Raw genomic sequence first — 22,698 nt, 5'->3', positions numbered from 1 at the left:
GTGCTGTGCCGAGATCCGGTACGGCACGGCACAGCACGTGGTCGCGGTTCACTTCGGCAGCCACGCCCGCCAGGTGGACTCGTTCCTCCTCACCCAGCGCTCCGCGGCCTGTTCGGGCGGGAGCTTCTGGTCCGCAATCATCAGCGCCACCTCGTTCTGGGCCCGGGTCGTCCAGCGGAAGTTCTTCAGGAACTCGGCGGCCCGGCCGCCCGAGTCGGCGAACCGGGCGTTGAGGAACTTCCGCAGCGGGGTGTGCGGATACGCGCACGCCACCTTCTCCGGGTCTGCGTCGCAGCCCTCCTCGTACGCGGGCAGCTCCACCTCCGTCATGGGAACCTGCTCGAACAGCCACTGCGGCTTGTACCAGTAGGTCAGGAAGGGTTTCTTCTCCTTGGCGAACTGCTTGATCTGGGTGATCTGCGCCGCCTCGGAGCCGGAGAAGACGACCTGGTAGTCCAGGTCCAGGTTCTTCACCAGCGCCCTGTCATGGGTGACGTACGACGGTGAGCCGTCCAGGAGCTGGCCCTTTCCGCCGCTCTCCGCCGTGCGGAGCCGGTCGGCGTACTTGTTCAGGTTCTTCCAGTCCGTCACGTCGGGGTTCGTGTCGGCGAAGTACTTCGGCACGAACCAGCCGATGTGGCCGGTCACACCGAGTTCCCCGCCCGGCGCGATCGTCTTCTTGTCCTCGACGTACCGCTGCTCCTGCTCCGGGTGGCCCCAGTCCTCCAGGATCGCGTCGACGCGACCCTGGCTGAGGGCGTCCCAGGCGGGGACCTCGTCGATCTGGACGGTGTCGACGCGGTAGCCCAGCTCGTGTTCGAGCAGGTACCGGGCAACGGCGGCGTTGGCCTGAGCGCCCACCCAGGACTGGACGGACAGCGTCACGGTCTTCGCGCCGTGGGCGTCGGCGTACGGGGACGCCTGCTTGGTCATGTCCGCCGCTCCGCAGCCCGTGAGGGCCAGCAGACCGAATGCCGTGGCAGCGGCGGCGAGGGTACGGCTACGCATCGCGGGTCTCCTTTCCGGCGGGCTGGGTGACCCGGTCCAGCATCAGGCCGAGGCACACGATGGCCACGCCCGCGACCAGCCCGGACGCCAGGTCGCCCTGGGCCAGCCCGAACACCACGAGGTAGCCGAGCGCACCGCCGCCGACCAGGCCGCCGATGATGACGACGGCGAGGACGAGGACCACGCCCTGATTGACGGCCAGCAGCAACGCGGGCCGGGCCAGCGGCAGTTGGACCTGGCGCAGCTGCTGCCAGCCGGTCGCCCCGAGCGAACGGGACGACTCCAGTACGACCGGGTCCACGGCCCGCATGCCCTGGGTGGTGATGCGGACGACGGCGGGCAGCGCGTACACCACCGCGGCGGCGACGGCGGGTGCCCGGCCGACGCCGAACAGCGCGACCACCGGGATGAGGTACACGAACTGCGGCATCGTCTGGAAGACGTCGAGCACCGGCCGCAGCAGCCGCTCCAGGCGTGGGCCGCGCGCCGCGGCGACGCCGACGGCCACACCGGCGAGGAGGGTGACGGCGACCGCGGCCAGCACCTGCGAGAGGGTGTCCAGTGCCGGTTCCCATGCCCCGAGCACCCCGATCGCGGCCATCGCGAGCACGGCGGTCAGCGCGGTGCGCCAGGTGCCGACGAGCTGGGCGAGTACGGCCACCAGCAACAGTACCGACCACCAGGGCAGCCACTGCAGGCTGTCGCGGACCGGGTCGAGGACCCAGCCGGTGAAACGGCCGGCCCAGTCCGCGGTGCCGCCGACGACGGGCACCCCGGAGTACAGATGCGTGGTCATCCAGTCGACGGCGCGGTTGACGGACGCGGCGACGTCCACGGTCCAGGTGTCGGGCCACGACAGCCGGCCGGTGTGGCGGCCGACGAGTACGACGGCGGCCGTCACGGCCGCGGCGACGGCCCAGCCCGGACCGCTCCGCCGGGAGGGCGCGGCGCCGATCCGCTCCCCCGCCGCGGCGGTGACACGGTCGAGGACGACGGCCAGGAGCACGACCGGCACACCGGCGGCCAGCGCGGCGCCGACATCGACGGAGGCCAGGGCCTGGTACACGCGGTCGCCGAGGCCGCCCGCGCCGATCACGGAGGCGATCACGGCCATCGAGAGTGCCATCATGATCGACTGGTTGACGCCGAGCAGCAGTTCCTTGCGGGCCAGCGGGAGCCGGGCGGTCAGCAGCCGCTGCCGGCCGGTCGCGCCCAGCGAGGCCGCGGCCTCCAGCACCCCGGCGTCCGCGCCGCGCAGCCCGAGCGCGGTCAGCCGGGCCATGGGCGGTGCCGCGTAGACGACGGTGGCGAGGACGGCTGCCGGGACGCCGATGCCGAAGACCAGCACGACCGGGAGCAGATACGCGAACGCGGGCAGCACCTGCATGGTGTCGAGCACCGGGCGCAGCGCCCGGTGCACCCGGTCGGACAGTCCGGCGGCGAGCCCGAGCACGGCGCCGAGCAGCACGGACGCGGTGACCGCGACGGCCATCAGCGCGAGGGTCTGCATGGTGGGGACCCACATGCCGAGCAGCCCGCACACGGCGAACGCGGCGACGGCGGTGAACGCCGGGCGGATGCCCGCGAGGCGCCAGGCGACGAGGCCGGCGACGGTCGTGACCCCGGCCCAGCCGGCGGCGAGGAGCACGAGGTAGACGGCACGTACGGACAGGACGACGACGTTGCTGATGTGGCCGAAGAAGTACAGGAAGAGCGAGTGGCTGTCCCGGTTGTCGATGATCCAGTCGCTGGCGTCGCCGAGCGGCCCGGACAGGTCGACGGACAGGCGTGCGGGCCAGGTGCCGCCGCCCAGGAACAGGGTGCCGAGGAGGAGCGCGACGAGCGCGGCACCCGCCACGAGCGCGGTGCGGTACCGGGCAAGGGTGTCGCCCAGCGGCACCCGTGCCGCGGGCGCGCCCGCCTCGGCGGCGGTGGTGGTGGTGACGGTGGTGCTCATCGCGGCAGCCTTCCCCTCGCGTCCGAGGCACGGGAGGGCGCGGGCACGGCGCCGGGGCCCGGCGGGCCCCAGGTGGTGTGCGCGGGCATCAGGCCGCCTCCTTCTGCGGGGCGAGTCCCGCCACCACACCGAGCAGGTCCGCGTGGCCGACCACGCCGACGCAGCGGCCGTTCTCGACGACCCGGGCGGTCCCGCCGCTGCGGACCACGGCCTCGATGGCCTCGTGGACCGTGGCACCGGGGGCCAGCGCCGGGCCGCTGTCCGCCTCGGCGGCCTCGGCCGGGCGCATCGCCGTGCGCACGGTCATGACGTGTTCGCGCGGCACGTCGCGGACGAAGTCGCGTACGTAGTCGTCCGCGGGGGCGCCCACGATCTCCTCGGGCGTGCCGAGCTGCACGATCCGGCCGTCCCGCATCAGTGCGATCCGGTCGCCGAGTTTCAGGGCCTCGCCGAGGTCGTGCGTGATGAAGACCATCGTGCGGCCCTCCTCGCCGTGCAGCCGTACGACCTCCTCCTGCATGTCGCGTCTGATCAGTGGGTCCAGCGCGCTGAACGGCTCGTCGAACAAAAGCACCTCGGGGTCGACGGCCAGTGCGCGGGCCAGTCCCACCCGCTGCTGCTGGCCGCCGGACAGCTGGCCGGGGCGGCGGCCTTCCAGGCCTTCGAGGCCGACCTTGGTGACGAACTCGGCCGCGCGCTCGCGCCGTTCGGCGCGCGGGACACCCTGGATCTCCAGGCCGTACGCGACGTTGTCGATGACCGACCGGTGCGGCAGCAGCCCGAAGTGCTGGAAGACCATGGCGGCGCGGTGACGGCGCAGTTCGCGCAGCCGGGACGCGTCCATCGACAGCACGTCCTCGCCGTCGATGGCGATCGAGCCGGAGGTGGGCTCGATCAGTCTGGTCAGGCAGCGCACGAGCGTCGACTTGCCGGAACCCGACAGCCCCATGACGACGAAGACCTCGCCCCTGCGGACGTCGAAGGACACATCGCGCACGGCGGCGGTGCAGCCGGTGCGTTCGCGCAGCTCGGCGGGGGCGAGAGCGGCGAGCGCCGGATCCTCGGGAACCCGTTCGGCCTTCGGGCCGAAGACCTTCCACAACTCGCGTACGGAGAAGACAGGCGGCTCGGCGGTCATCAGGCGTTGCCTCCCAGGAGGTCCGCGCATTTCTCCCCGATCATCAGCACGCCGATCATCGGGTTGACGGTCGTCATCGTCGGGAAGACGGACGCGTCGGCGATCCGGATGCCCTCCAGGCCACGGATCCTCAGATCGGGTGACACCACGGCGAGTTCATCGGTCGGGGCGCCCATCCGGCAAGTCCCCGCCGGGTGGTAGACGGTGTGCGCGACCTTGCGCGCGTACTCACTGAGCTCCTCGTCGGAGGTGACCCCGGGCCCCGGACAGACCTCCCGCTTCAGCCAGCCGGCGAGCGGCTCCTGCTCGGCGATGCGGCGTGCGATGCGGATGCCGTCGACGAGGGTGCGGCCGTCGTAGTCGTCCTCATCGGTGAAGTACCGGAAGTCGAGGGCGGGTTTGACCTCGGGGTCGGCGCTAGTCAGGTAGAGGCGGCCGCGGCTGCGGGGCTTGGGGATGTTGGGGGTCATCGACACACCGTGCGGGGGCCGCTCGTACCCCAGCCGCTCGGGATTGTCGGTGAACGGGATCTGGTAGAAGTGGAACATCAGGTCCGGCCCGTCGGCGTCCGGGTCCCTGCGTACGAACAGGCCCGCGTCGCTGTCCATCGCGGAGTTCTCCGGGATCGGCCCGTCGGTCTCCCAGACGATGACGGATTCGGGGTGGTCGAGGAGGTTCTCGCCGACGCCCGGCAGGTCGTGCACGACGGGGATGCCGAGCTTCTCCAGGTCGGCACGGGGCCCGATGCCCGAGTGCAGCAGCAGCCGGGGGGTGTCCACGGCGCCCGCGCAGACGAGCACCTCGCGCCGGGCCCGCACGACGTGCTCCTCGCCCTCCTTGGTACGCACCCGCACACCGGTGGCCCGGGTGCCTTCGAGCTCCAGCCCGAACGCCCAGGTCTCCAGGGCGATATGCAGGTTGGGCCGGTCCAGGAACGGGTGCAGATACGCCACGGAGGCGGAGGAGCGCCTGTTGTTCTCCGGGTGGTACGCGAGGTCGAAGAAGCCGACGCCTTCGTGGAACGGCTGCTTGTTGAAGCCCTCGACGCGCGGCACGTCGAGTGCGGTCCGGGCGGCCTCGACGAAGTCCCGGGCGATGGCGTTGCGGTCGGCCTCGTCCACCGGGACGATGTTGTTGCGCAGCCGGGCGAAGTACGGATCCATCGACGCCGCGTCCCAGCCCTCGGCACCCGCGTCGGCCCACTCGTCCCAGTCGGACGGCAGGGGCTTGAAGGCGATGAGGGTGTTGTGGGACGAGCAGCCGCCGAGCACGCGGGCCCGGCTGTGACGGATGTGGGAGTTGCCGCGGGGCTGCTCGGTCGTCGGGTAGTCGTAGTCGAGTTCACCGCCGAGGAGGCCCATCCAGCGACGCAGGGTGAGGACGTCGTCCCGTCCGACGTCGCTGGGGCCGCCCTCGATGACGGCGACCGTGGTGCCGGGGTTCTCGGTGAGCCGGGAGGCGATCACCGATCCGGCGGTGCCGCCGCCGATGACGACGTAGTCGTAGACGTGTTGGTCGGTCATGTGCTGGTTCCCTCTGCTCCGTTGTGTGCGTTGCGTCGGTGGCGTAAGGCTGCGCCCGCCGCACGTGCCGCGGGCGCGTCGCGTCGCGCGTGCTTCAGCCCGCGAACCAGCGCACGGGGCGCGGGGCGAGGTTCTGGTAGATGTGCTTGGCCTCGCGGTACTCGGCGAGCCCGGTCGGGCCCAGCTCACGGCCGGTGCCGGACTTCCCGAAGCCACCCCATTCGGCCTGCGGGAGGTAGGGGTGGAAGTCGTTGATCCAGACGGTGCCGTGGCGCAGCCGTCCGGCGACGCGCCGGGCGCGGCCCGCGTCGGCGGTCCACACGGCGCCGGCGAGCCCGTACTCGGTGTCGTTGGCGAGGGCGACGGCCTCCTCCTCCGTGCGGAAGGTCTCGACGGTCAGGACGGGGCCGAAGACCTCCTCCCGGACGACGCGCATCCGGCGGTCGCACCGGTCGAGGACGGTGGGGCGGTAGAAGTAGCCGGGGCCGTCGGGCCGTCGGCCGCCCGCCCGGAGCACCGCACCCTCCTCGATGGCGGACGCGACGAAGTCCTCGGTCCTCGCGAGCTGCCGCGCGGAGACGAGCGGCCCGCATTCGACGCCGGGGTCGGTGCCCCGGCCGAGGCGGATCCGCTCGGCGCGGCGGGCGAGTTCGGTGACGAACCGGTCGCGCAGCGGCTCCTCGACGATGAGGCGGGACCCTGCGGAGCAGACCTGGCCGCTGTGGATGAAGGCGGCGTTGAGCGCCTGGTCGACGGCGGTGTCGAAATCCGAGTCGGTGGCGCAGGCGTCGGCGAAGACGACGTTGGGGTTCTTGCCGCCGAGTTCGAGAGCGACCTTCTTGACGGTGTCGGCGGCGGCCCGCGCCACCTTCGTACCGCTGGCCAGGCCGCCGGTGAACGAGACGAGGTCGACGTCCGGGTGCTCGGCGAGGCGGGCGCCGACGGTGGCACCGGCGCCGGTGACGATGTTGGCGACGCCCTGCGGCAGCCCGGCCTCCATCAGGAGCCCGATCAGTGCGACGGTGGTGAGCGGGGTGATCTCGCTGGGCTTGATCACGAAGGTGTTGCCGGCCGCGAGGGCCGGGGCGATCTTCCAACTCGCCTGGAGCAGCGGGTAGTTCCAGGGGGTGATCAGTGCGCACACGCCGACGGGTTCGTGCACGACGACGCTGTGGACCTCGTCGTTCCCGGCGTCGACGACACGTCCGCCGCTCTCGTTCATGACGAGGTCGGCGAAGTAACGGAAGGCGTCGCGCACGCAGTCGACGTCGACGCGCCCTTCTTCGAGGGTCTTTCCGGCGTCCTGGCTCTCCAGGGCGCCGATCTTCTCCCGGTCCCGCTCCAGCAGGTCCGCGACGCGACGCAGCAGGCCGGCCCGTTCGGTCACGGGGGTACGCGGCCAGGAACCGTCTTCGAAGGCGGCACGCGCGGCGGCGACGGCGGCATCGGTGTCGGCGATGTCGCCCTCCGACACGACGGCGAAGACGCTCGCGTCGACGGGGTCGATGATGTCGCGCGTGGCGCCGGAGACGGCCGGTCGCCACTCCCCGCCCACATGGATGGTCTGTTGTGCTGCCGACACGTCGTATTTGGCCCTTCGGTTCCGGAATGCCTGGTGCGCCGATCGCACACCGGCGATCTGGCCGCATGCCCCGGGTCCGGAGAACCATGTCCCTCGCCGCACGGAAAGTGACCGGCCTCACGCTCGGCACGGGTCAACCGACGTGCGCAGTCAGTGAATGCGCACGTGGGCCTCCCCCCTGCTCCGTGAGAAGGGGGAGGCCCACGTGGGTCCGCGGCCGCCGACGGTTCTGCCGCCGCACGCCCGCCAGGAGTTACAGGACAGCCCTGAGCCAGGCATCGGCGATGATCCGGTGGCCGACGGGGCTCGGATGGACGCCGTCCCGGGCCAGCTCCCCGGCCTCGTGCTGCTCGGCGGCGCGGCGGAGCGCGAGGTCCGCGCGGACGAGTTGGGCCCCGTTGGCCGTCGCGGCACGCAGGACGGCTTCGGTACGGGGCGTGAGGTCCTCGAACCAGTCCTCCTGGGCCGCGGTGACCGGCAGCAGGAACGGGGTGATGACGACCAGTCGGGCGGACAGCTGCCGCGCGGTGTCCGCGAGGAGGCGGTCGAGGCAGGCCTCGAACTCGTCGACCGGGCTCATGATTCCGCTGTCGTAGCGCCGCCAGGTGTCGTTGATGCCGATCTTCACGGTGACCACGGTGGGCCGGTGCTCGATGACGTCGGTGGTCCAGCGGGCTTCGAGGTCGTACACGCGATTGCCGTTGAGGCCCTTGTTGATGACGGCCGGCCCGGGTCCGCCGCTCGACCGGTCGTGCAGGGTCCGGGCGATCTCGTGGACGTATCCGCCGCCGAGCGATGCGGAGTCCGTACGGTCGCGGCCCGCGTCGGTGATGGAGTCACCGATGAACAGAAGTGTGTCCGTCTCCTCGATGCGCGTCTTCTTGATGTGCATGTCCACGTTGTGCTTGTCCTCGCTGTGCATGGTGCCGTCCTGACGGTGGGGTGGTGGCTCGGTGGCCGCTGGTCGAGTGTGCCTCGTACGCCGGTGCCCTACTGGAGCACGCCCCGGGACTGCGGCCCCTGGCGGTGATCCGCCACGCGCCGCAGCGTCGCGGCCTCGTGCGCCAGCACGTCGGGGTCGTCGCCGGGCACGAACTCCAGCAGCGCGTCCATCGGGACGCGTCGTTCGTTCAGCAGGTCGAAGACCCCGGTCCACAGCTCCGCACGCTCGGCCAGCCGCAGTCGGCGGTTGCCCGGCCACCACGAGAAGACATGGACCGCGCTGACCCGGTCGACGAGCTGGGAGAGCCCTGCCAGCGCCTCCTCGTCGGGGGCGTCCAGCGGCGGCTGCCAGTAGGTACGGAGGTTATCCGCACCGACCTCGTCCAGCAGCCGGAGCGTCGAGGCGACGGTGTCGGTGAGGGTCCTGGAGTGGAACTCCAGAGCGAGTTCCAGCCCGTGGTCCGCGCCGATACGGGCCGCCTCCCGCAGACAGGCCACGGTTTCGCCCCGCTCCTGCGGTGTGACGGCCGCCGATCCGGCCCCGCCCGCCCAGACCCGTACCCGTGGCGCCCCCAGCAGGACGGCGGCACGGGCGGTCCAGGGGAACGCGGCCAGCTCGTCCCGCGTGGCGCGGAAGTAGGAGCCGTACGAGCAGCAGGTGAGCCCGTGGCTGTCGCCGGCCTCGCGGGCGGCGCGGAGCGTGTCGGGCTCCGTCGCGGGTGCGTGCACGTCCGCCCCCCACTCGACCGTTTCGAGGCCCGCGTCCGCGGCCCGGCGTGCGACCTCGGCCGCCGGCAACTGCCGGAAGGTAACCGAGCACAGTCCCGGTCTGGTCACGGTGGTGCCCGGGGCGCGGTCCCGGGTTTCGCTGCCTGTCACGACGTTCCCTTCCTCCGGCCGCCTCGTGGCGGCCCTCCTCCGCGGGACGGCGCCCCGCCCCGCCGTGGAGCCCGGCAAGGGCCTGCGGCCGGGCTCCACCGGACTGACCGTCCCACCGGTGGCGCCGTCGCCACCGGTGTCACCTCACGATGCGTTCGGACCGACGTCCGCGGCGGTGAGGGGGTGGCGGAGCGCGGGCGCGGTCGAGTACTCGTCGGCGCCGATGTCCCGCGTACTGCCCCGGGTGTCACCGTCGATGTCGTCGGCCACGGCGGGGCTGCCCAGGGTGGCCGCGCCGATCGCCGGGCTGCCCGCCGACAGCCGGGCGATGCCGTCCGTGCCGGTCACCAGCTTCGGGTCGACGCGGGTGTAACCGCCGGAAGGGATGTTTCCGTTGGCGGCCGCGCCCCACAACATGTTGGTCTGCCAGGTGAAGCCGGTGGTCGTCCCCATCGCGACGAGGCTGCCGGAGTCGCCGACGAGCAGGTTGTCGGCGATGACGACGTCGCGGGGCTCGTACGTCCGGGTCTCGCCGGAGAGCGTTTCGGAGTTGCCGATCAGGGTGTTGTGCACGATCACCGCGCGGTCGCAGGCGTCGTTGCCCCGCCGCTCGTCCTGTGTCTCGCCGGAGTTGTGGTCGCGGGTGGTGCCGCTGCCGACGACCAGGGCCCGTGCGGACAGTCCGCCGAGGTAGTTGTTGACGATCACGTGGTCGTTGCCGTACAGCCGTACGCCCTCGCTGCCGCCGATCAGGTAGTTGCCCTCCACCCTGGAGCGGTTGCCGTGCCGCAGCACGATCCCGCCGCGGCTGTCGCGGATGGTGTTGTAACGGATGGTGTTGTCGGAGGACTTCACCGAAATGGCTTCGGGGTCGCCGTCCGCGTGCTCGAACAGGTTGTACTCCACGACCGCGTGGGCGCTGGACAGCGCCCGTCCGCTGACGCCGAGCCGGATCGACTCCCCGCCGTTGTCCCCGGCGAAACCGTGGTCGGAGAAGTGGTTCCTGAGGATCTGGATGTTCTGGGCCATGTCGGTCGAGCCGGGGCCGTCGACGACGAGGAAGATGCCGGCGGTGGTCTTGTCGTGGAAGTGGTTCCGGTCGATCTTCGTGTTGTTCGCCCGTACGACGACCCAGTACGGGTCGCCGGTGTCCACGTGCTGGAAGTCGTTGCGGGTCAGCCGGATCGACGAGCAGCTCGCCGGGATCTCCAGCGTGGTGCTCTGCCGGAAGGCGAAACCGCTGATGGTGATGTTGCTGGAATCGGCGAGGACGAAGCTGCGTTCACCACGCAGCACCGCACCGCCGCGGGACTTGGAGACGATGGTGATCTGCGCGGCGCTGGTGCCGTTCTTGCCGGACACATTGATCGCACCCCCCGACGGCACGGTGTACGTGCCGTCGGCCACGATGATCCGGTCGCCGGGTACGGCGGCGTTGATCGCGCTCTGGAGTTCGGCCAGGGAGCCGACCGGCTTGTCTGCTGCCGAGGCGTCGACCGACATCGAGGTGCCGAGTGGCACGGCGGCGAGTGCTGCCACCGCGGTGCCCCTGAGGAACGTGCGTCGTTGCATGGTGCCTCCTGCGTTGTGGGGGGGATCTGGTCAGCGGGCGTCGGGGCCGACGTCGGCCGTGGTCAGTGGTCCGCGCCGGGGCGGCCGGGGCGAGTACTCGTCCGCGCCCACGTCCCGGTGCCGGCCGCGCGGCTCTCCGTCGATGTCGTGGGTGACCGGTGGCCGCCTGAGCGTGCCCGCGTCGATCACCGGACTGCCCGCGCCCGGCCGGGCGATGCCGTCCGGGCCGGCCACCAGCTTCGGGTCGACGCGGGTGCTGCCGCCGGAAGGAATGTTGCCGTCGGTGGCGGCACCCCACAGGATGTTGCCGGACCAGTTGAACCGCACGGTGTTCGCCATCGCGACCAGTTCGCCCGAGTCCCCGACGAACAGGTTGTCGGCGACGGTCACATCGCGCGGCTCGTGGGGGCGTTGGCTTTCGCCGGAGAGCGTGCCCTTGTTGTTCGCCAGGGTGTTGTACGCGATGAGGACCCGGTCGGGTGCGTCGTTGCCGCGGCGGGCGTCCGGCGACTCGCCGGGCAGGTGGTCGCGCTCCGAACCGCTGCCGATCACCATGGCCCGGCCGGAGAGACCGGCGAGGTGGTTGTTGACGATCACATGGTCGTTGCCGTAGATCCGTACGCCCTCCGTGCCGGCGACGAGGTAGTTGCCGTCCACCCGGTTGCGGTTGCCGTGCCGCAGGACGATTCCGCCGAGGCTGTCGCGGATGGTGTTGTGCCGGATGACGTTGTCCGAGCTCTTGACGGAAATGGCCTCCGGGTCGCCGTTGGCGCGCTCGAACAGGTTGTACTCCACGACGGCGTGGGCGCTGGACAGTGCCCGTGGGCTGACGCCGAGCCGGATCGGCTCTCCGCCGTTGGAGCCGGCGAAGGTGTGGTCGGAGAAGTAGTTCCTGAACACATGGACGCGTTGGGCCATCTCCCCCGTGCCCGCGCCCTCGATCCCGAGGTAGATGCCGAGGGTGGATTTGCCGTGGAAGTGGTTGTGGTCGACCTTGCTGTCGTCGGCACGCACCATCACCCAGTGCAGGCCCTCGATGTCGGCGAGCTGGAAGTCGTTGCGGGTCAGCCTGATGTGCGAGCAGTTCGGGGGGATGTCCAGGGTGCTGCTCTGGCGGAAGGAGAAGCCGCTGAGTGTGATGTGGCTGGACGCGTCGAGGACGAAGCTGTGTTCGCCGTCGAGGACGACGCCGCCGCGGGAGGCGGCGACGATGGTGATGGGCGCGCGCTCGGTGCCCTGCTTGTTGCTGATGGTGAGGGGCCGGTCCGGCGGAACGGTGTAGGTGCCGTCGGCCACGACGATACGGGTGCCCGGCCGTGCCCGGTCGATGGCGGCCTGGAGCTCGTCGAGCGACCCGACGGCTGCCGGGGCGGCCGCCGCGCTCGCGGTCGGGAGAGGGCCGGTGGGGGCGACGGCGAGCGCCGCCCCCGCCGCGGAAGCCATGAGGAACGTGCGGCGTTGCATGGTGCCTCCGTAAGTGTGGTGGTGGATCGAGGGGGCGGGGGCCGGGGCCGGGGCCGGTGTCAGCCGTCGGCCCGGTCGGCCGGGGTGTCCAGGAACAGTTCGATGACCGGCACCGGGGTGTCGGGGCGCTGGACGGGGATTTCGAGAGTGAGCGTTCCGGCGGGCTGCCCGCCCATCTCCGTGTTCATGGCGGGCCGGTCCGGGTCGATGTGGACCTGGATGATCTCGGAGGCGTCGTTGAGCAGTTGGGCGTAGCGCACCCGGCCCGCGAGCCCCGGCAGGTGCAGATGGCGCAGCGGCCAGGCGAGCAGGTGGACGTAGAGCCGGTCGCCGCGCTGGGTGTACCGGCACTCGGCCGGTGCGGTGTACGGGGAAGGGCCGCAGCCGCGGATCGACCGCTCGTGCAGGTCCATCCACCGGCCGATCTCACCGAGGACGGCGACGGCGCGCGGTTCGAGGTCGCCGCGGCCGGTCGGGCCGACGTTGAGCAGCAGGTTGCCGTCCTTGGACACGCCGTCGACGAGCATACGGATCAGCAGGTCGGCGCTCTTGTGGTCCAGGTTGTCGCGGTCGTAGCCCCAGCTCCCGTTGAGCGTCTGGCACGCCTCCCACAGCACGGGCCGGCCGTCCTTGGTCATGGGGCCGGAGGGCTGGTACTGCTCGGGCGTGATGAAGTCGCCGGGCAGGCCGGTCCGGTCGTTGACGAGGATGTGCGGCTGGAGTTCGCGGACCGTCTCCAGCAGCTTCGGGGAGTCCCAGTCCTCCGGGCCCTTGCCGCCCCACCAGGTGCGTCCCGCGTACGAGAAGTCGAAGAACAGGTAGTCGACGCGTCCGAAGGAGGTCAGCAGTTCGCGGACCTGGCCGTGCAGATAGCGCTGGTAGTCGCGGATGTCGCGGCCGGCGGCCGCGGCCTTGAACTCCTCGTCGTCGCGCTGCGGATGGGTGCCGTCCACCGGGAAGGACGGGTGGTGCCAGTCGATGAGGGAGTAGTAGAGGCCGACCTTGAGCCCTTCGGCCCGGCACGCCTCGACGAACGGTCCGACGAGGTCGCGGCCGTAGGGGGTGTTGGTGACCTTGTACTCGGTGAGGGCGCTGTCCCACAGGCAGAAGCCGTCGTGGTGCTTGGTGGTCAGGACGACGTAGCGCATGCCCGCCGCTCTGGCGGCCCTGGCCCACTGGACCGGGTCGTAGCGGTCGGGGTCGAAGTGGTCGAAGTAGACCTGGTACTGCTCGTCGGTCAGCTTCTCCCGGTTCTTGACCCATTCGTGCCGGGCGGCGAGCGAGTACAGGCCCCAGTGGACGAACATGCCGAACCGGTCGGTGGTGAACCAGGTCGTGTCCGGGGCGGCGGGCGCGGGCACCTGGGTCTCGGCGCTCGGGGTCATGGGGCATCGTTCCTTGTCGTCGGCGTCCGGTGGCGTGGTCGGTGCGCCGCCGGGCGGCTGGTCCTACGGGTCGTACGGGGGAGGTTCGCGCGCGGACAGCCTGCCGGTTCAGCCCTTCAGGGCGCCGGAGGACAGGCCGTGCACGAAGGAACGCTGGAAGAACAGGAAGACGATCACGGAGGGGAGCAGGGCCAGCAGGGAGGCGGCCATCACCACTCCGGGGGTCACGGCGGGGTCGATCCGCAGGGTCCGCAGCGCCAGCGGGAGCGTGTACGAGGAGGAGTCCGTGGAGACCAGGAGGGGCAGCAGGTACTGGTCCCAGATCATGGTGAAGCCGAAGACCCCGATGACCCCGAGCGCGGGCTTGCACATCGGCAGGATGATCTGGGCGAAGATGCGCAGGTCACCGGCGCCGTCGATGCGGGCTGCCTCTTCGAGTTCCCGGGGCACGTCCTTCATGAACTCGGTCATCACGAGGATGGAGAATCCCCAGGCGCCCAGCGGGACGATCATTCCGGCCAGGGTGCCGATGAGGTTGAAGTGGACGACCGGCAGGTCGGAGAGGATCACGGAGAGCGGGAGCGCCAGGATCTCCTCGGGCAGCATCAGCGTGGCGAGGATGGCTACGAGCACCAGCGTCATCCCGGGGAAGCGTTTCCTGGCCAGTGCGTACCCGGCGAGGACGGAGACGGCCACTTGGAGCAGCAGCCCGAAGCCGACCACGAAGAACGAGTTCAGCAGGTATCCGAGCACGCCCTGGTCGAAGGCGATCCGGAAGTTGTCCAGCGTGGTGCCCGAAGGGATGACGCTGAGCTGGGTCGGGTCCTTGACGTGGCTGAAGGCGCTGACCAGCAGGGCCAGCAGGGGGCCGGCGAAGACGATCAGGACCAGCAGGTAGGTGACGGCCTTCAGGATCCGTCCGCCCGGACTGCGGCTCTCCGTCAGGCCCAGCGCGGTCTCGGTCGGCGCGTTCATTTGCTCTCTCTCCGTCGCAGCAGGTGGACGACGACTGTCAGGATCAGCGTCGCGATGAACAGCAGGACGGCTCCCGCCGCGCCGACGCCGAGTCTGTTCTGTTCGAGGCCGAGCTTGTAGATCAGGGTCATCACGACCTCGGTGGAGCCGTCGGGCCCGCCGTTGGTGAGCAGGAACACCTCGGTGAACACGCGCAGTCCGCGGATCGCGGCGAGGATGAACAGGATCGAGAACACCGACCGCAGTCCGGGCACCGTCACGTGCCAGACCCGTTGCAGTCTGGAGGCGCCGTCGACCTTCGCGGCCTCGTACAGGCCGCGGTCCACGCTGGTGAGGCCGGCGAGGAAGATCATCATGTCGTAGGGGGCGCCCCGCCAGATGCCGGTGAGCATGATGGAGGCCATCGAGGTGTCGGGGTCGTTGATGAATCCCGAGGGGCCGAATCCCACCAGGCCCAGGATGGAGTTGAGCATGCCGTCGGCGGTCGGGTGGTACATGATCCGCCAGAGTTCGGCGACGACCGCGAGCGGCACCACCACCGGCAGGAACGCCGCGGAGCGCACGAATCCGAGCCGGCGGCCCTGTCCCTCCATCAGCAGCGCGAGCGCGAGGCCGAGGACCATCGAGCCGGCCGTCTGTCCGGCGGCGAGGACGACGGTGTGCCAGGCGGCCTCGCGGAAGCCGTCGGACTGGAGCACCGTGGAGTAGTTCTCGGTGCCGACCCACCTGTTGCCGAGGTAGGGCTGGACGTCCTGGAAGGACATGGTCAGCGCGCTGACCATGGGGATGAACTTGAAGTACAGGAAGAGGAGCAGTGCCGGTGCGAGGAACAGCCATGGCGTCCACCACCGGCCGGCCCGGCGGTCGTGCCCGCGGCGGCCGGTGGCCGCGCGGCCCGTTTTCCGGGTGGCGGGCCCGGCCGCCGGGAGGGCGGCCGGGTCCGCCTGGTCAAGACTCATGACGCGGCGATTCCCTGTTCCTTGAGGATGTCGGCGAGCTGCTTGTCGAGCTCCTTGAGCTTGGTCCCGGTGTCCAGGTCGCAGTCGGCCATCAGGGCGTTGACGGTCTCCGCGGTCGTCTGCCGGACGGGGGTCCAGTTCGGGACGGACGGCGCGTACCGGCCGGCGCTCCGGTAGACCTCGGCGTAGGTCTTCCAGCGGGGGTCGGGGCGCACCTCGGAGATGTCCACCGTCTTGTTGACGGGCAGCTGCACGGTGAATCCGGTGTCGCCCGCCATCCCGGTCTTCTGGCCCTCGGCGGAGATGGCGTAGTCGGCGAAGGCGTCCTGGCCGGCCATGTTCTCGGAGCCCGCCATCAGGTAGATGGACCCGCCCTCGGCGAGCACGGTGGCGTCCTTCGGACCCTTGGGCATCGGGACAACCTCGTACTTGTCCTTGCCGAGGGTCTCGTCGAAGCGGGGCAGCAGGTACGGGCCGACGACGAACATGCCGGTCCGGCCGGCCTCGAACGTCTCGTTGGTGGGCGGGGTCTCCATGGTCACGGCGCCCGGCTGGATGACCTTGTTCCTGCAGCCGAGGTCGCGGAACCACTGCACGGCCTGAACCGATTCCTTCGTGGTCATCGCGGGCTTGTACTTGCCGCCCCCGGCGTCGGAGATGAAGTCTCCGCCCGCGGCCCAGAGGAAGTTGGAGAAGTACCAGGAGGCGTATCCGCGCTTGGTGGACAGCGGTGCGGCGAGACCGTAGGTGTTCTTCTTGCCGTCGCCGTCGGGGTCCTTGGCGGTGAAGGCCTCGGCCATCGCGGCGAAGTCGTCCCAGCTCTGCGGAACTTCGAGCTTCAGCTTCTCCCGCCAGTCCTTGCGGATGAGCAGCGCGGACGCCTGCGCCGAGTACGGCAGGCCGAACTGCTTGCCGTCCACGCTCTTGCCGGAGTCCAGCCCCTGGCCGACGATCTGCCCGGCGTTCTTGACCTTGTCCAGGTCGATCTCCCGCAGCAGGCCCTGGCTGTGCATGGCGCCGAGCTGCGTCACGTCGTTCATGACGATGTCGGGCAGTTTCTTCTGCGCGGCCCGCTGCTGGAGCTTGGTCTCGAAGTCGTCGAAGATCGCCGTGACCTCGACCTTGTAGCCCGTGGCCTTCTCGAAGGCGGCGGCGAGCTTGAGCGCTCCCTGCTCTCCCGGGCCACCCGGTGTCGTCCGGGTCCACAGTTCGAGCGGTGCCTTCGAGTTCTGCTTGGCGTCCACTCCCGCAGGCCCCGATGTACAGCTGGTGAGGACAAGTGCGGAAGCGAGAACACCCGCACCGATCCACCGCGATCTCTGCATGACAACTCCTGTTTCGCCGCATCACAGCTGGCCTGGAAGCGCTTGGCCACAGCTGGCTTGGAAAGCGCTTGCAGGGACGCTAACGGCGTCCGAATCCTTGGTCAATAGTCCGATGAATACAAAACCCTCGCGATGGCCCACAACAGCCTTGCCAAACCTGCCCCCACACCCGTCCCCCACCATCCGCCATCTCGGAACGCGACCGGAGCGACGGGCGAAAGTCCCTGGTGGGCCAGCATTTTCACCGCCCGATGCACCGATGGACCGACTGCGGACCGCCGGCAGGCGAACGTGACCGCCTGCGGTCCGGCGAGTTCCAGGTGACCGGTCTTCACCCGAGGACTCCCCAATCATCCGATGTATCGTGCCTGCAAGCACACCAACCAAGGCAACGAACAAGCCACATCAACCTTCAACATCGGGTCAGACATTTCCCCACGCACCCGACCAGGGGTCACGAGTGGAATCACTGACTACCCGTCAGCGAAGAGCCGAGGAGCACAACACCATGAACGAGCCGGCCCGCAGACCGACAGCCCTGTTGGTCATGGAGGAAGAACGCAGGGCGGACGTCTATCCCCGCGAGGTCCTAGCCGAAGTGGAACGTCTCGTACACCTGCAGGGTCCGCCCCTCACCCGCCAGCAGCTCGACGAGGATCCCGGCGTGCTGCGACAGGTCGATGTCCTGCTCACGGGCTGGGGCGCGCCCGTGCTCGATGCCGCCTTCCTCTCGTACGCACCCCGGTTGCGGGCAGTCTTCGTCGCCGCGGGCTCCGTGCGGCACCTGACCACACCGGCCTTCTGGGTACGTGGCGTCCCGATCGTCTCCGCGGCCGCGGCCAACGCCGTCCCGGTCGCGGAGTTCACCCTCGCCCAGGTCCTCCTGGGCCTCAAGCAGGTGCATCGCATCGCCCGGGAGGTCGCGAGCAGCCGCCGTTTCCCGCACAACCCCCAGGTGCCGGGGGCCTACCGGTCACGCGTGGGCCTGCTCGGGCTCGGGCACATCGGCCGTCTCGTCGCGGCCCACCTCGGTCGCTTCGACATCGAGGTCCTCGCCACGGATCCCCTCGCCTCCCCCGACCCCGCCCGGCAGGCGGGCGTCCGGCTGGTGGGCATCGAGGAACTGTTCGCCACCTGCCATGTCGTCAGTCTCCACGCACCCCTCCTGCCCGAGACCCGCGGCACCATCGGGGCACGGCTGCTGAACTCCCTGGGGCCGGGCGCGACGCTGATCAACACCGCACGCGGCGCGCTCATCGACGAGACCGCCGCGGCGCGGGTCCTGCACGCCAGACCCGACCTCACCGCCGTACTCGATGTCACGCACCCGGAGCCTCCCGCCCATGACTCGCCACTCTTCACCCTTCCCAACGTCGTCCTGACACCCCACCTCGGCGGTGCCCTCGGGGCCGAACGCCATCGCCTCGGAGAGCTTGTGCTCGACGAACTCCGACGCTTTATACATGACCAACCTCTCCAGCACGTGATCGACCCCGCCCGCGCCGCCTCGCTGGCCTGAGGCAGCGGCGGCAGGCCCGGGACGTCAGCGAAACGTCAGCGAAACGTGCGTGGAACGTCAGCGCGGGACGGGAGAGTTCGGGGTCCGGCCGAGCTGTCGGCTCCGGCTTGTGGCGCGCTCGTGGGTTGGCGTGTTGTGATCGCGAGTCGGGGTTGGGGTATGGCGTCCCGGGTCCAGGTGCCGGGATTCCGCGCGTCGGGTTTTCGCGCGTCGGGTTCTGGTGTGCCGGGCTTTGGTGTGCCGGGCCCCGGTACGCCGGGTTTTTGAACGTTGGGTTTTTGGCCGTTGGGTTCTCGGACGGTGGGTTTTCGGACGATGGGCGCGGGGCGGGCGGTGGGCGCGGGCCCACCGCCCGCCCCGTCCGCCCCGCACGGTCGCTGCGGGGCGACTCTCAGTGCGGCCTCCAGTGGAATTTGCCGCCCCCCACCCACCGCACCACGTTCGGGTCGTCGAGGTCATGGACCTTGATTCCTGCGGCCGAGGCGGCGGCGAGCACATCCACCATCGATGTTGCCTCGCTCACCACCTCCCCGTCGATCTCCACGAGGCGGAAGGGCGGGTCACCGGGCTGCACTGCGAGCACGGTGATCCGGGCCGACGAGATGTAAGGGCTAGCACTTTCGGTCATGCGTAGATCGCTTCCACGCCACGGGCGACACTATGCCCGGCGGCAGGACGGGTGACGCCCCTTCGCCGGACAGTGCGTCTACCTGGGGCAATGGGGTGACGTCCCCGGGGCCCCGTCACCCGACTGCGAACGCTGGTCCGGGACCGGGCCCCGGGAGTCAGTCCTCGCCCTCCAGGTCGCCCTCCGTCTCCAGGTACGCCTGGCGCAGGGCGGCGAGGATCGCCGGGTCGGGCTTGGCCCACATGCCGCGGGACTCCGCTTCCAGGAGGCGTTCCGCGATGCCGTGCAGAGCCCACGGGTTGGCCTGCTGGAGGAACTCGCGGTTGGTCGGGTCCAGGACGTACGTCTCGGTGAGCTTGTCGTACATCCAGTCGGCGACCACGCCCGTCGTCGCGTCGTAACCGAAGAGGTAGTCGACGGTGGCGGCCAGCTCGAAGGCGCCCTTGTAGCCGTGCCGCCGCATCGCCTCGATCCACTTGGGGTTCACCACCCGGGCGCGGAAGACCCGGGAGGTCTCCTCCACCAGGGTGCGGGTGCGGACCGTCTCGGGGCGGGTGGAGTCGCCGATGTACGCCTCCGGGGCGGTGCCGCGCAGGGCACGGACGGTGGCCACCATGCCGCCGTGGTACTGGAAGTAGTCGTCCGAGTCGGCGATGTCGTGTTCGCGGGTGTCGGTGTTCTTGGCCGCGACCGCGATCCGCTTGTACGCCGTCTCCATCTCCTCGCGGGCCGGGCGGCCGTCCAGCTCGCGTCCGTAGGCGTAGCCGCCCCACACCGTGTAGACCTCGGCGAGGTCCGCGTCGGTGCGCCAGTCGCGGGAGTCGATGAGCTGGAGCAGACCGGCGCCGTACGTGCCGGGGCGGGAACCGAAGATGCGGGTGGTGGCACGGCGTTCGTCGCCGTGGGCCGCCAGGTCGGCCTGGGTGTGGGCGCGTACGTGGTTCTGCTCGGCCGGCTCGTCCAGGGAGGCGACCAGGCGGACCGCGTCGTCGAGCAGGCCGATGGTGTGCGGGAAGGCGTCGCGGAAGAAGCCGCTGATGCGCAGGGTGACATCGATGCGCGGGCGGCCGAGCTCGGCCGGCGGGATCGCTTCCAGCCCGGTCACGCGGCGCGAGGCGTCGTCCCAGACGGGGCGGACGCCGAGCAGGGCGAAGGCTTCGGCGACGTCGTCACCGGCGGTGCGCATCGCGCTGGTGCCCCACAGGGACAGGCCGACCGAGGTGGGCCAGTCGCCGTTGTCGGTGCGGTAGCGCTCCAGGAGCGAGTCGGCCAGGGCCTGGCCGGTCTCCCAGGCGAGACGCGAGGGTACGGCCTTGGGGTCGACGGAGTAGAAGTTGCGGCCGGTCGGCAGGACGTTGACCAGGCCGCGGAGCGGGGAGCCGGAAGGTCCGGCGGGAACGAATCCGCCGTCCAGGGCGTGCAGGGCGTGGTCGAGTTCGTCGGTCGTGGCGGCCAGCCGCGGGACGACCTCGCGGGCGGCGAAGGCGAGGATGTCGGCGACCGCCGCCGGGTGCCCGGCCGCCACCTCGGCGACGGCGTCCGGGGACCAGTCGGCGTCCTCCATCGCCTGGACCAGCGCGCGGGCCCGCTCCTCCGCCTCGTCGGCGGTGACCCGGGTCGCGGCGGACTCGTCGAGCCCGAGGGCCTCGCGCAGGCCGGGCAGGGAGGCGGTGCCGCCCCAGATCTGGCGGGCCCGCAGGATCGCGAGGACGAGGTTGACCCGGTCGGCGCCGGCCGGGGCGCCGCCCAGCACATGCAGGCCGTCGCGGATCTGGGCGTCCTTGATCTCGCAGAGCCAGCCGTCGAGATGCATGATGAACTCGTCGAAGCCCTCGTCCTCGGGGCGGTCCTCAAGCCCCAGGTCGTGGTCGAGCTTGGCGGCCTGGATCAGGGTCCAGATCTGGGCGCGGATCGCCGGGAGTTTCGCCGGGTCCATCGCCGCGATCTGGGCGTGCTCGTCCAGGAGTTGTTCGAGGCGGGCGATGTCGCCGTAGCTGTCGGCCCGTGCCATCGGCGGTACGAGGTGGTCCACCAGCGTGGCGTGGACGCGGCGCTTGGCCTGCGTCCCCTCGCCCGGGTCGTTGACCAGGAACGGGTAGATCAGCGGCAGGTCGCCGAGTGCGGCGTCGGGGCCGCAGGCGGCGGAGAGGCCGGCGTTCTTGCCGGGCAGCCACTCCAGGTTGCCGTGCTTGCCCAGGTGGATCATGGCGTCGGCGCCGAAGCCGTTGTCGTCGGCCCGGGCGGCGATCCAGCGGTAGGCGGCCAGGTAGTGGTGCGAGGGCGGCAGATCGGGGTCGTGGTAGATCGCGATCGGGTTCTCGCCGAAGCCGCGCGGCGGCTGGATGAGGATGAGCAGATTGCCGCGGCGCAGGGCGGCGAGCACGATGTCGCCGTCCGGGTTGCCCGACCGGTCCACGAACATCTCGCCGGGGGCGGGGCCCCAGTGCTGCTCGACGGCCTCGCGGAGCTCGGCCGGGAGGGTCGCGTACCAGCGCCGGTAGTCGGCAGCCGGGATGCGGACCGGGTTGCGGGCCAACTGCTCCTCGGTGAGCCACTCCTGGTCGTGGCCGCCGGCCTCGATCAGCGCCCGGATCAGCTCGTCGCCGTCGCCCGACACGAGGCCGGGGACCTCCTCCGCACCGAAGTCGTATCCCTGGTCGCGGAGTCGGCGCAGCAGGGCGACGGCGCTGGCCGGGGTGTCGAGACCCACGGCGTTGCCGATCCGGGAGTGCTTGGTCGGGTACGCGGACAGCACGAGCGCGATCCGCTTCTCGGCGGCCGGGATGTGGCGCAGCCGGGCGTGGCGCACGGCGATCCCGGCGACGCGGGCGGCGCGCTCGGTGTCGGCGACGTACGCGGGCAGGCCGTCCTCGTCGATCTCCTTGAAGGAGAACGGCACGGTGATCAGGCGGCCGTCGAACTCGGGGACCGCGATCTGGCTGGCGGCGTCGAGCGGGGAGACGCCCTCGTCGTTGTCCTCCCAGTCGGTGCGTGAACCGGTGAGGCAGAGCGCCTGGAGGATGGGGACGTCGAGGCCGCTGAGGACGCCCGCGTCCCAGGACTCGTCGTCGCCGCCCGCCGATGCCTCGGCGGGCCGGGTGCCGCCCGCGGCGAGGACGGTGGTCACGATCGCGTCGGCGGCGCGCAGCGCTTCGATGAGCTCGGGCTCGGGGGTGCGCAGCGAGGCGACGTACAGCGGCAGCGCGCGGGCGCCCGCGTCCTCGACGGCGGTGCACAGGGTGTCCACGAACGCGGTGTTGCCGCTCATGTGGTGGGCGCGGTAATAGAGCACGGCGACGACCGGGCCGTCGGTGCGGCGGGCGGTGCGCTCCAGCGGGCCCCAGGAGGGTGCCGGGGCGGGCGGTGCGAAGCCGTGACCGGTGAGCAGGACGGTGTCGGAGAGGAAGCGGGCGAGCTGGTCCAGATTGGCCGGCCCGCCGTGGGCCAGGTAGGCGTGGGCCTCTGCGGCGATGCCGATGGGGACGGTGGAGGCGGCCATCAGCTGGGCGTCGGGGGCCTGTTCGCCGGTGAGGACGACGACGGGGCGTCCGGTGGCGAGGACTTGGTCGAGGCCGTCCTGCCAGGCGCGTACGCCACCGAGGAGGCGTACGACGACCAGGTCGGCGCCGTCGAGGAGCTCGGGCAGGTCCTGGAGCGGGAGCCGGGAGGGGTTGGCGTAGCGGTAGGAGACCGGGCCGTCCGAGGCGCGGGCGCTGAGCAGGTCGGTGTCGGACGTCGACAGGAGCAGGATCATGCGGCGTCGGGCCTTCCTCGGGGTGTCCACGCCCCGGGCGGTGTCGGAATGGAGTCTCCCCTGCTCGACGGAGTCGAGGGCCGGGGAA

16 protein-coding genes are annotated in these 22,698 nt (G+C 70.9%); 1 reads left to right on the top strand and 15 read right to left on the bottom strand.

The window, feature by feature from the left end; all coding sequences use genetic code 11:
* Positions 1-48 precede the first annotated feature (48 nt).
* The 13 genes from ACFYY1_RS27000 to ACFYY1_RS26940 all read right to left on the bottom strand — a co-directional run bounded on the left by ACFYY1_RS27000 (position 49) and on the right by ACFYY1_RS26940 (position 16,628).
* Complete coding sequence (locus ACFYY1_RS27000) at positions 49-1,008, bottom strand: ABC transporter substrate-binding protein (protein ID WP_388590235.1); 960 nt, start codon at positions 1,006-1,008, stop codon at positions 49-51.
* Positions 1,001-2,965: an ABC transporter permease subunit gene (locus tag ACFYY1_RS26995; protein ID WP_388590234.1), complete on the bottom strand. Its 1,965-nt coding sequence runs from the start codon at positions 2,963-2,965 to the stop codon at positions 1,001-1,003. The genes ACFYY1_RS27000 and ACFYY1_RS26995 overlap by 8 nt, the downstream gene beginning before the upstream one ends.
* 88 nt (positions 2,966-3,053) lie before the next feature.
* A complete protein-coding gene (locus ACFYY1_RS26990) occupies positions 3,054-4,103 on the bottom strand; it encodes a glycine betaine/L-proline ABC transporter ATP-binding protein (protein WP_388590232.1) in 1,050 nt (349 codons plus the stop codon).
* Positions 4,103-5,626 (bottom strand): GMC family oxidoreductase, encoded by a 1,524-nt coding sequence (locus ACFYY1_RS26985; RefSeq protein WP_388590231.1) that lies wholly within the window; start codon positions 5,624-5,626, stop codon positions 4,103-4,105. The genes ACFYY1_RS26990 and ACFYY1_RS26985 overlap by 1 nt, the downstream gene beginning before the upstream one ends.
* A gap of 94 nt (positions 5,627-5,720) precedes the next feature.
* Complete coding sequence (locus tag ACFYY1_RS26980; RefSeq protein WP_388590229.1) at positions 5,721-7,208, bottom strand: aldehyde dehydrogenase family protein; 1,488 nt, start codon at positions 7,206-7,208, stop codon at positions 5,721-5,723.
* Positions 7,209-7,461: 253 nt separating this feature from the next.
* The gene (locus tag ACFYY1_RS26975) at positions 7,462-8,130 is read right to left on the bottom strand and encodes an SGNH/GDSL hydrolase family protein (RefSeq protein ID WP_388590227.1); all 669 of its coding nucleotides are present in this window, start codon (positions 8,128-8,130) and stop codon (positions 7,462-7,464) included.
* 68 nt (positions 8,131-8,198) lie between these two features.
* Positions 8,199-9,029: a sugar phosphate isomerase/epimerase family protein gene (locus tag ACFYY1_RS26970; protein ID WP_388590225.1), complete on the bottom strand. Its 831-nt coding sequence runs from the start codon at positions 9,027-9,029 to the stop codon at positions 8,199-8,201.
* Between the two features lie 144 nt (positions 9,030-9,173).
* Complete coding sequence (locus ACFYY1_RS26965; protein WP_388590223.1) at positions 9,174-10,601, bottom strand: chondroitinase-B domain-containing protein; 1,428 nt, start codon at positions 10,599-10,601, stop codon at positions 9,174-9,176.
* Between the two features lie 30 nt (positions 10,602-10,631).
* Positions 10,632-12,065 carry a polysaccharide lyase 6 family protein gene (locus tag ACFYY1_RS26960; RefSeq protein WP_388590221.1) on the bottom strand — a complete coding sequence of 478 codons (1,434 nt, stop codon included), beginning with the start codon at positions 12,063-12,065 and terminating at the stop codon, positions 10,632-10,634.
* A 59-nt stretch (positions 12,066-12,124) separates the two neighbouring features.
* The gene (locus ACFYY1_RS26955; RefSeq protein ID WP_388590219.1) at positions 12,125-13,450 is read right to left on the bottom strand and encodes an alpha-L-fucosidase; all 1,326 of its coding nucleotides are present in this window, start codon (positions 13,448-13,450) and stop codon (positions 12,125-12,127) included.
* Positions 13,451-13,558: 108 nt separating this feature from the next.
* A complete protein-coding gene (locus ACFYY1_RS26950; protein ID WP_388590217.1) occupies positions 13,559-14,425 on the bottom strand; it encodes a carbohydrate ABC transporter permease in 867 nt (288 codons plus the stop codon).
* Positions 14,422-15,384 carry a carbohydrate ABC transporter permease gene (locus ACFYY1_RS26945; protein WP_388590215.1) on the bottom strand — a complete coding sequence of 321 codons (963 nt, stop codon included), beginning with the start codon at positions 15,382-15,384 and terminating at the stop codon, positions 14,422-14,424. The genes ACFYY1_RS26950 and ACFYY1_RS26945 overlap by 4 nt, the downstream gene beginning before the upstream one ends.
* On the bottom strand, positions 15,381-16,628 hold the full coding sequence (locus ACFYY1_RS26940) for an ABC transporter substrate-binding protein (protein ID WP_388590213.1): 1,248 nt from the start codon (positions 16,626-16,628) through the stop codon (positions 15,381-15,383). The genes ACFYY1_RS26945 and ACFYY1_RS26940 overlap by 4 nt, the downstream gene beginning before the upstream one ends.
* Before the next feature lie 589 nt (positions 16,629-17,217).
* On the opposite strand from ACFYY1_RS26940, the gene ACFYY1_RS26935 reads away from it, so the two are divergent.
* Complete coding sequence (locus tag ACFYY1_RS26935; RefSeq protein ID WP_388590211.1) at positions 17,218-18,228, top strand: hydroxyacid dehydrogenase; 1,011 nt, start codon at positions 17,218-17,220, stop codon at positions 18,226-18,228.
* A 391-nt stretch (positions 18,229-18,619) separates the two neighbouring features.
* Here ACFYY1_RS26935 and ACFYY1_RS26930 read toward each other — a convergent pair whose 3' ends face one another.
* The gene (locus ACFYY1_RS26930) at positions 18,620-18,856 is read right to left on the bottom strand and encodes a hypothetical protein (protein WP_388590209.1); all 237 of its coding nucleotides are present in this window, start codon (positions 18,854-18,856) and stop codon (positions 18,620-18,622) included.
* A 157-nt stretch (positions 18,857-19,013) separates the two neighbouring features.
* Complete coding sequence (cobN, locus tag ACFYY1_RS26925; protein ID WP_388590450.1) at positions 19,014-22,610, bottom strand: cobaltochelatase subunit CobN; 3,597 nt, start codon at positions 22,608-22,610, stop codon at positions 19,014-19,016.
* Between the last annotated feature and the right edge of the window lie 88 nt (positions 22,611-22,698).

This window comes from Streptomyces sp. NPDC001890, assembly GCF_042891445.1.
Classification (GTDB): domain Bacteria; phylum Actinomycetota; class Actinomycetes; order Streptomycetales; family Streptomycetaceae; genus Streptomyces.
The sequence above is the reverse complement of the archived record's forward strand: the minus strand, read 5'-3'. Positions and strand labels throughout refer to the sequence as shown.

Bases quoted from the DNA above. Each gene is read 5' to 3' on its own strand.
- ACFYY1_RS27000 (WP_388590235.1), bottom strand. From the start codon at position 1,008: ATGCGTAGCCGTACCCTCGCCGCCGCTGCCACGGCATTCGGTCTGCTG.
- ACFYY1_RS26995 (WP_388590234.1), bottom strand. From the start codon at position 2,965: ATGAGCACCACCGTCACCACCACCACCGCCGCCGAGGCGGGCGCGCCC.
- ACFYY1_RS26990 (WP_388590232.1), bottom strand. From the start codon at position 4,103: ATGACCGCCGAGCCGCCTGTCTTCTCCGTACGCGAGTTGTGGAAGGTC.
- ACFYY1_RS26985 (WP_388590231.1), bottom strand. From the start codon at position 5,626: ATGACCGACCAACACGTCTACGACTACGTCGTCATCGGCGGCGGCACC.
- ACFYY1_RS26975 (WP_388590227.1), bottom strand. From the start codon at position 8,130: ATGCACAGCGAGGACAAGCACAACGTGGACATGCACATCAAGAAGACG.
- ACFYY1_RS26965 (WP_388590223.1), bottom strand. From the start codon at position 10,601: ATGCAACGACGCACGTTCCTCAGGGGCACCGCGGTGGCAGCACTCGCC.
- ACFYY1_RS26960 (WP_388590221.1), bottom strand. From the start codon at position 12,065: ATGCAACGCCGCACGTTCCTCATGGCTTCCGCGGCGGGGGCGGCGCTC.
- ACFYY1_RS26955 (WP_388590219.1), bottom strand. From the start codon at position 13,450: ATGACCCCGAGCGCCGAGACCCAGGTGCCCGCGCCCGCCGCCCCGGAC.
- ACFYY1_RS26950 (WP_388590217.1), bottom strand. From the start codon at position 14,425: ATGAACGCGCCGACCGAGACCGCGCTGGGCCTGACGGAGAGCCGCAGT.
- ACFYY1_RS26945 (WP_388590215.1), bottom strand. From the start codon at position 15,384: ATGAGTCTTGACCAGGCGGACCCGGCCGCCCTCCCGGCGGCCGGGCCC.
- ACFYY1_RS26935 (WP_388590211.1), top strand. From the start codon at position 17,218: ATGAACGAGCCGGCCCGCAGACCGACAGCCCTGTTGGTCATGGAGGAA.
- ACFYY1_RS26930 (WP_388590209.1), bottom strand. From the start codon at position 18,856: ATGACCGAAAGTGCTAGCCCTTACATCTCGTCGGCCCGGATCACCGTG.
- cobN (WP_388590450.1), bottom strand. From the start codon at position 22,610: ATGATCCTGCTCCTGTCGACGTCCGACACCGACCTGCTCAGCGCCCGC.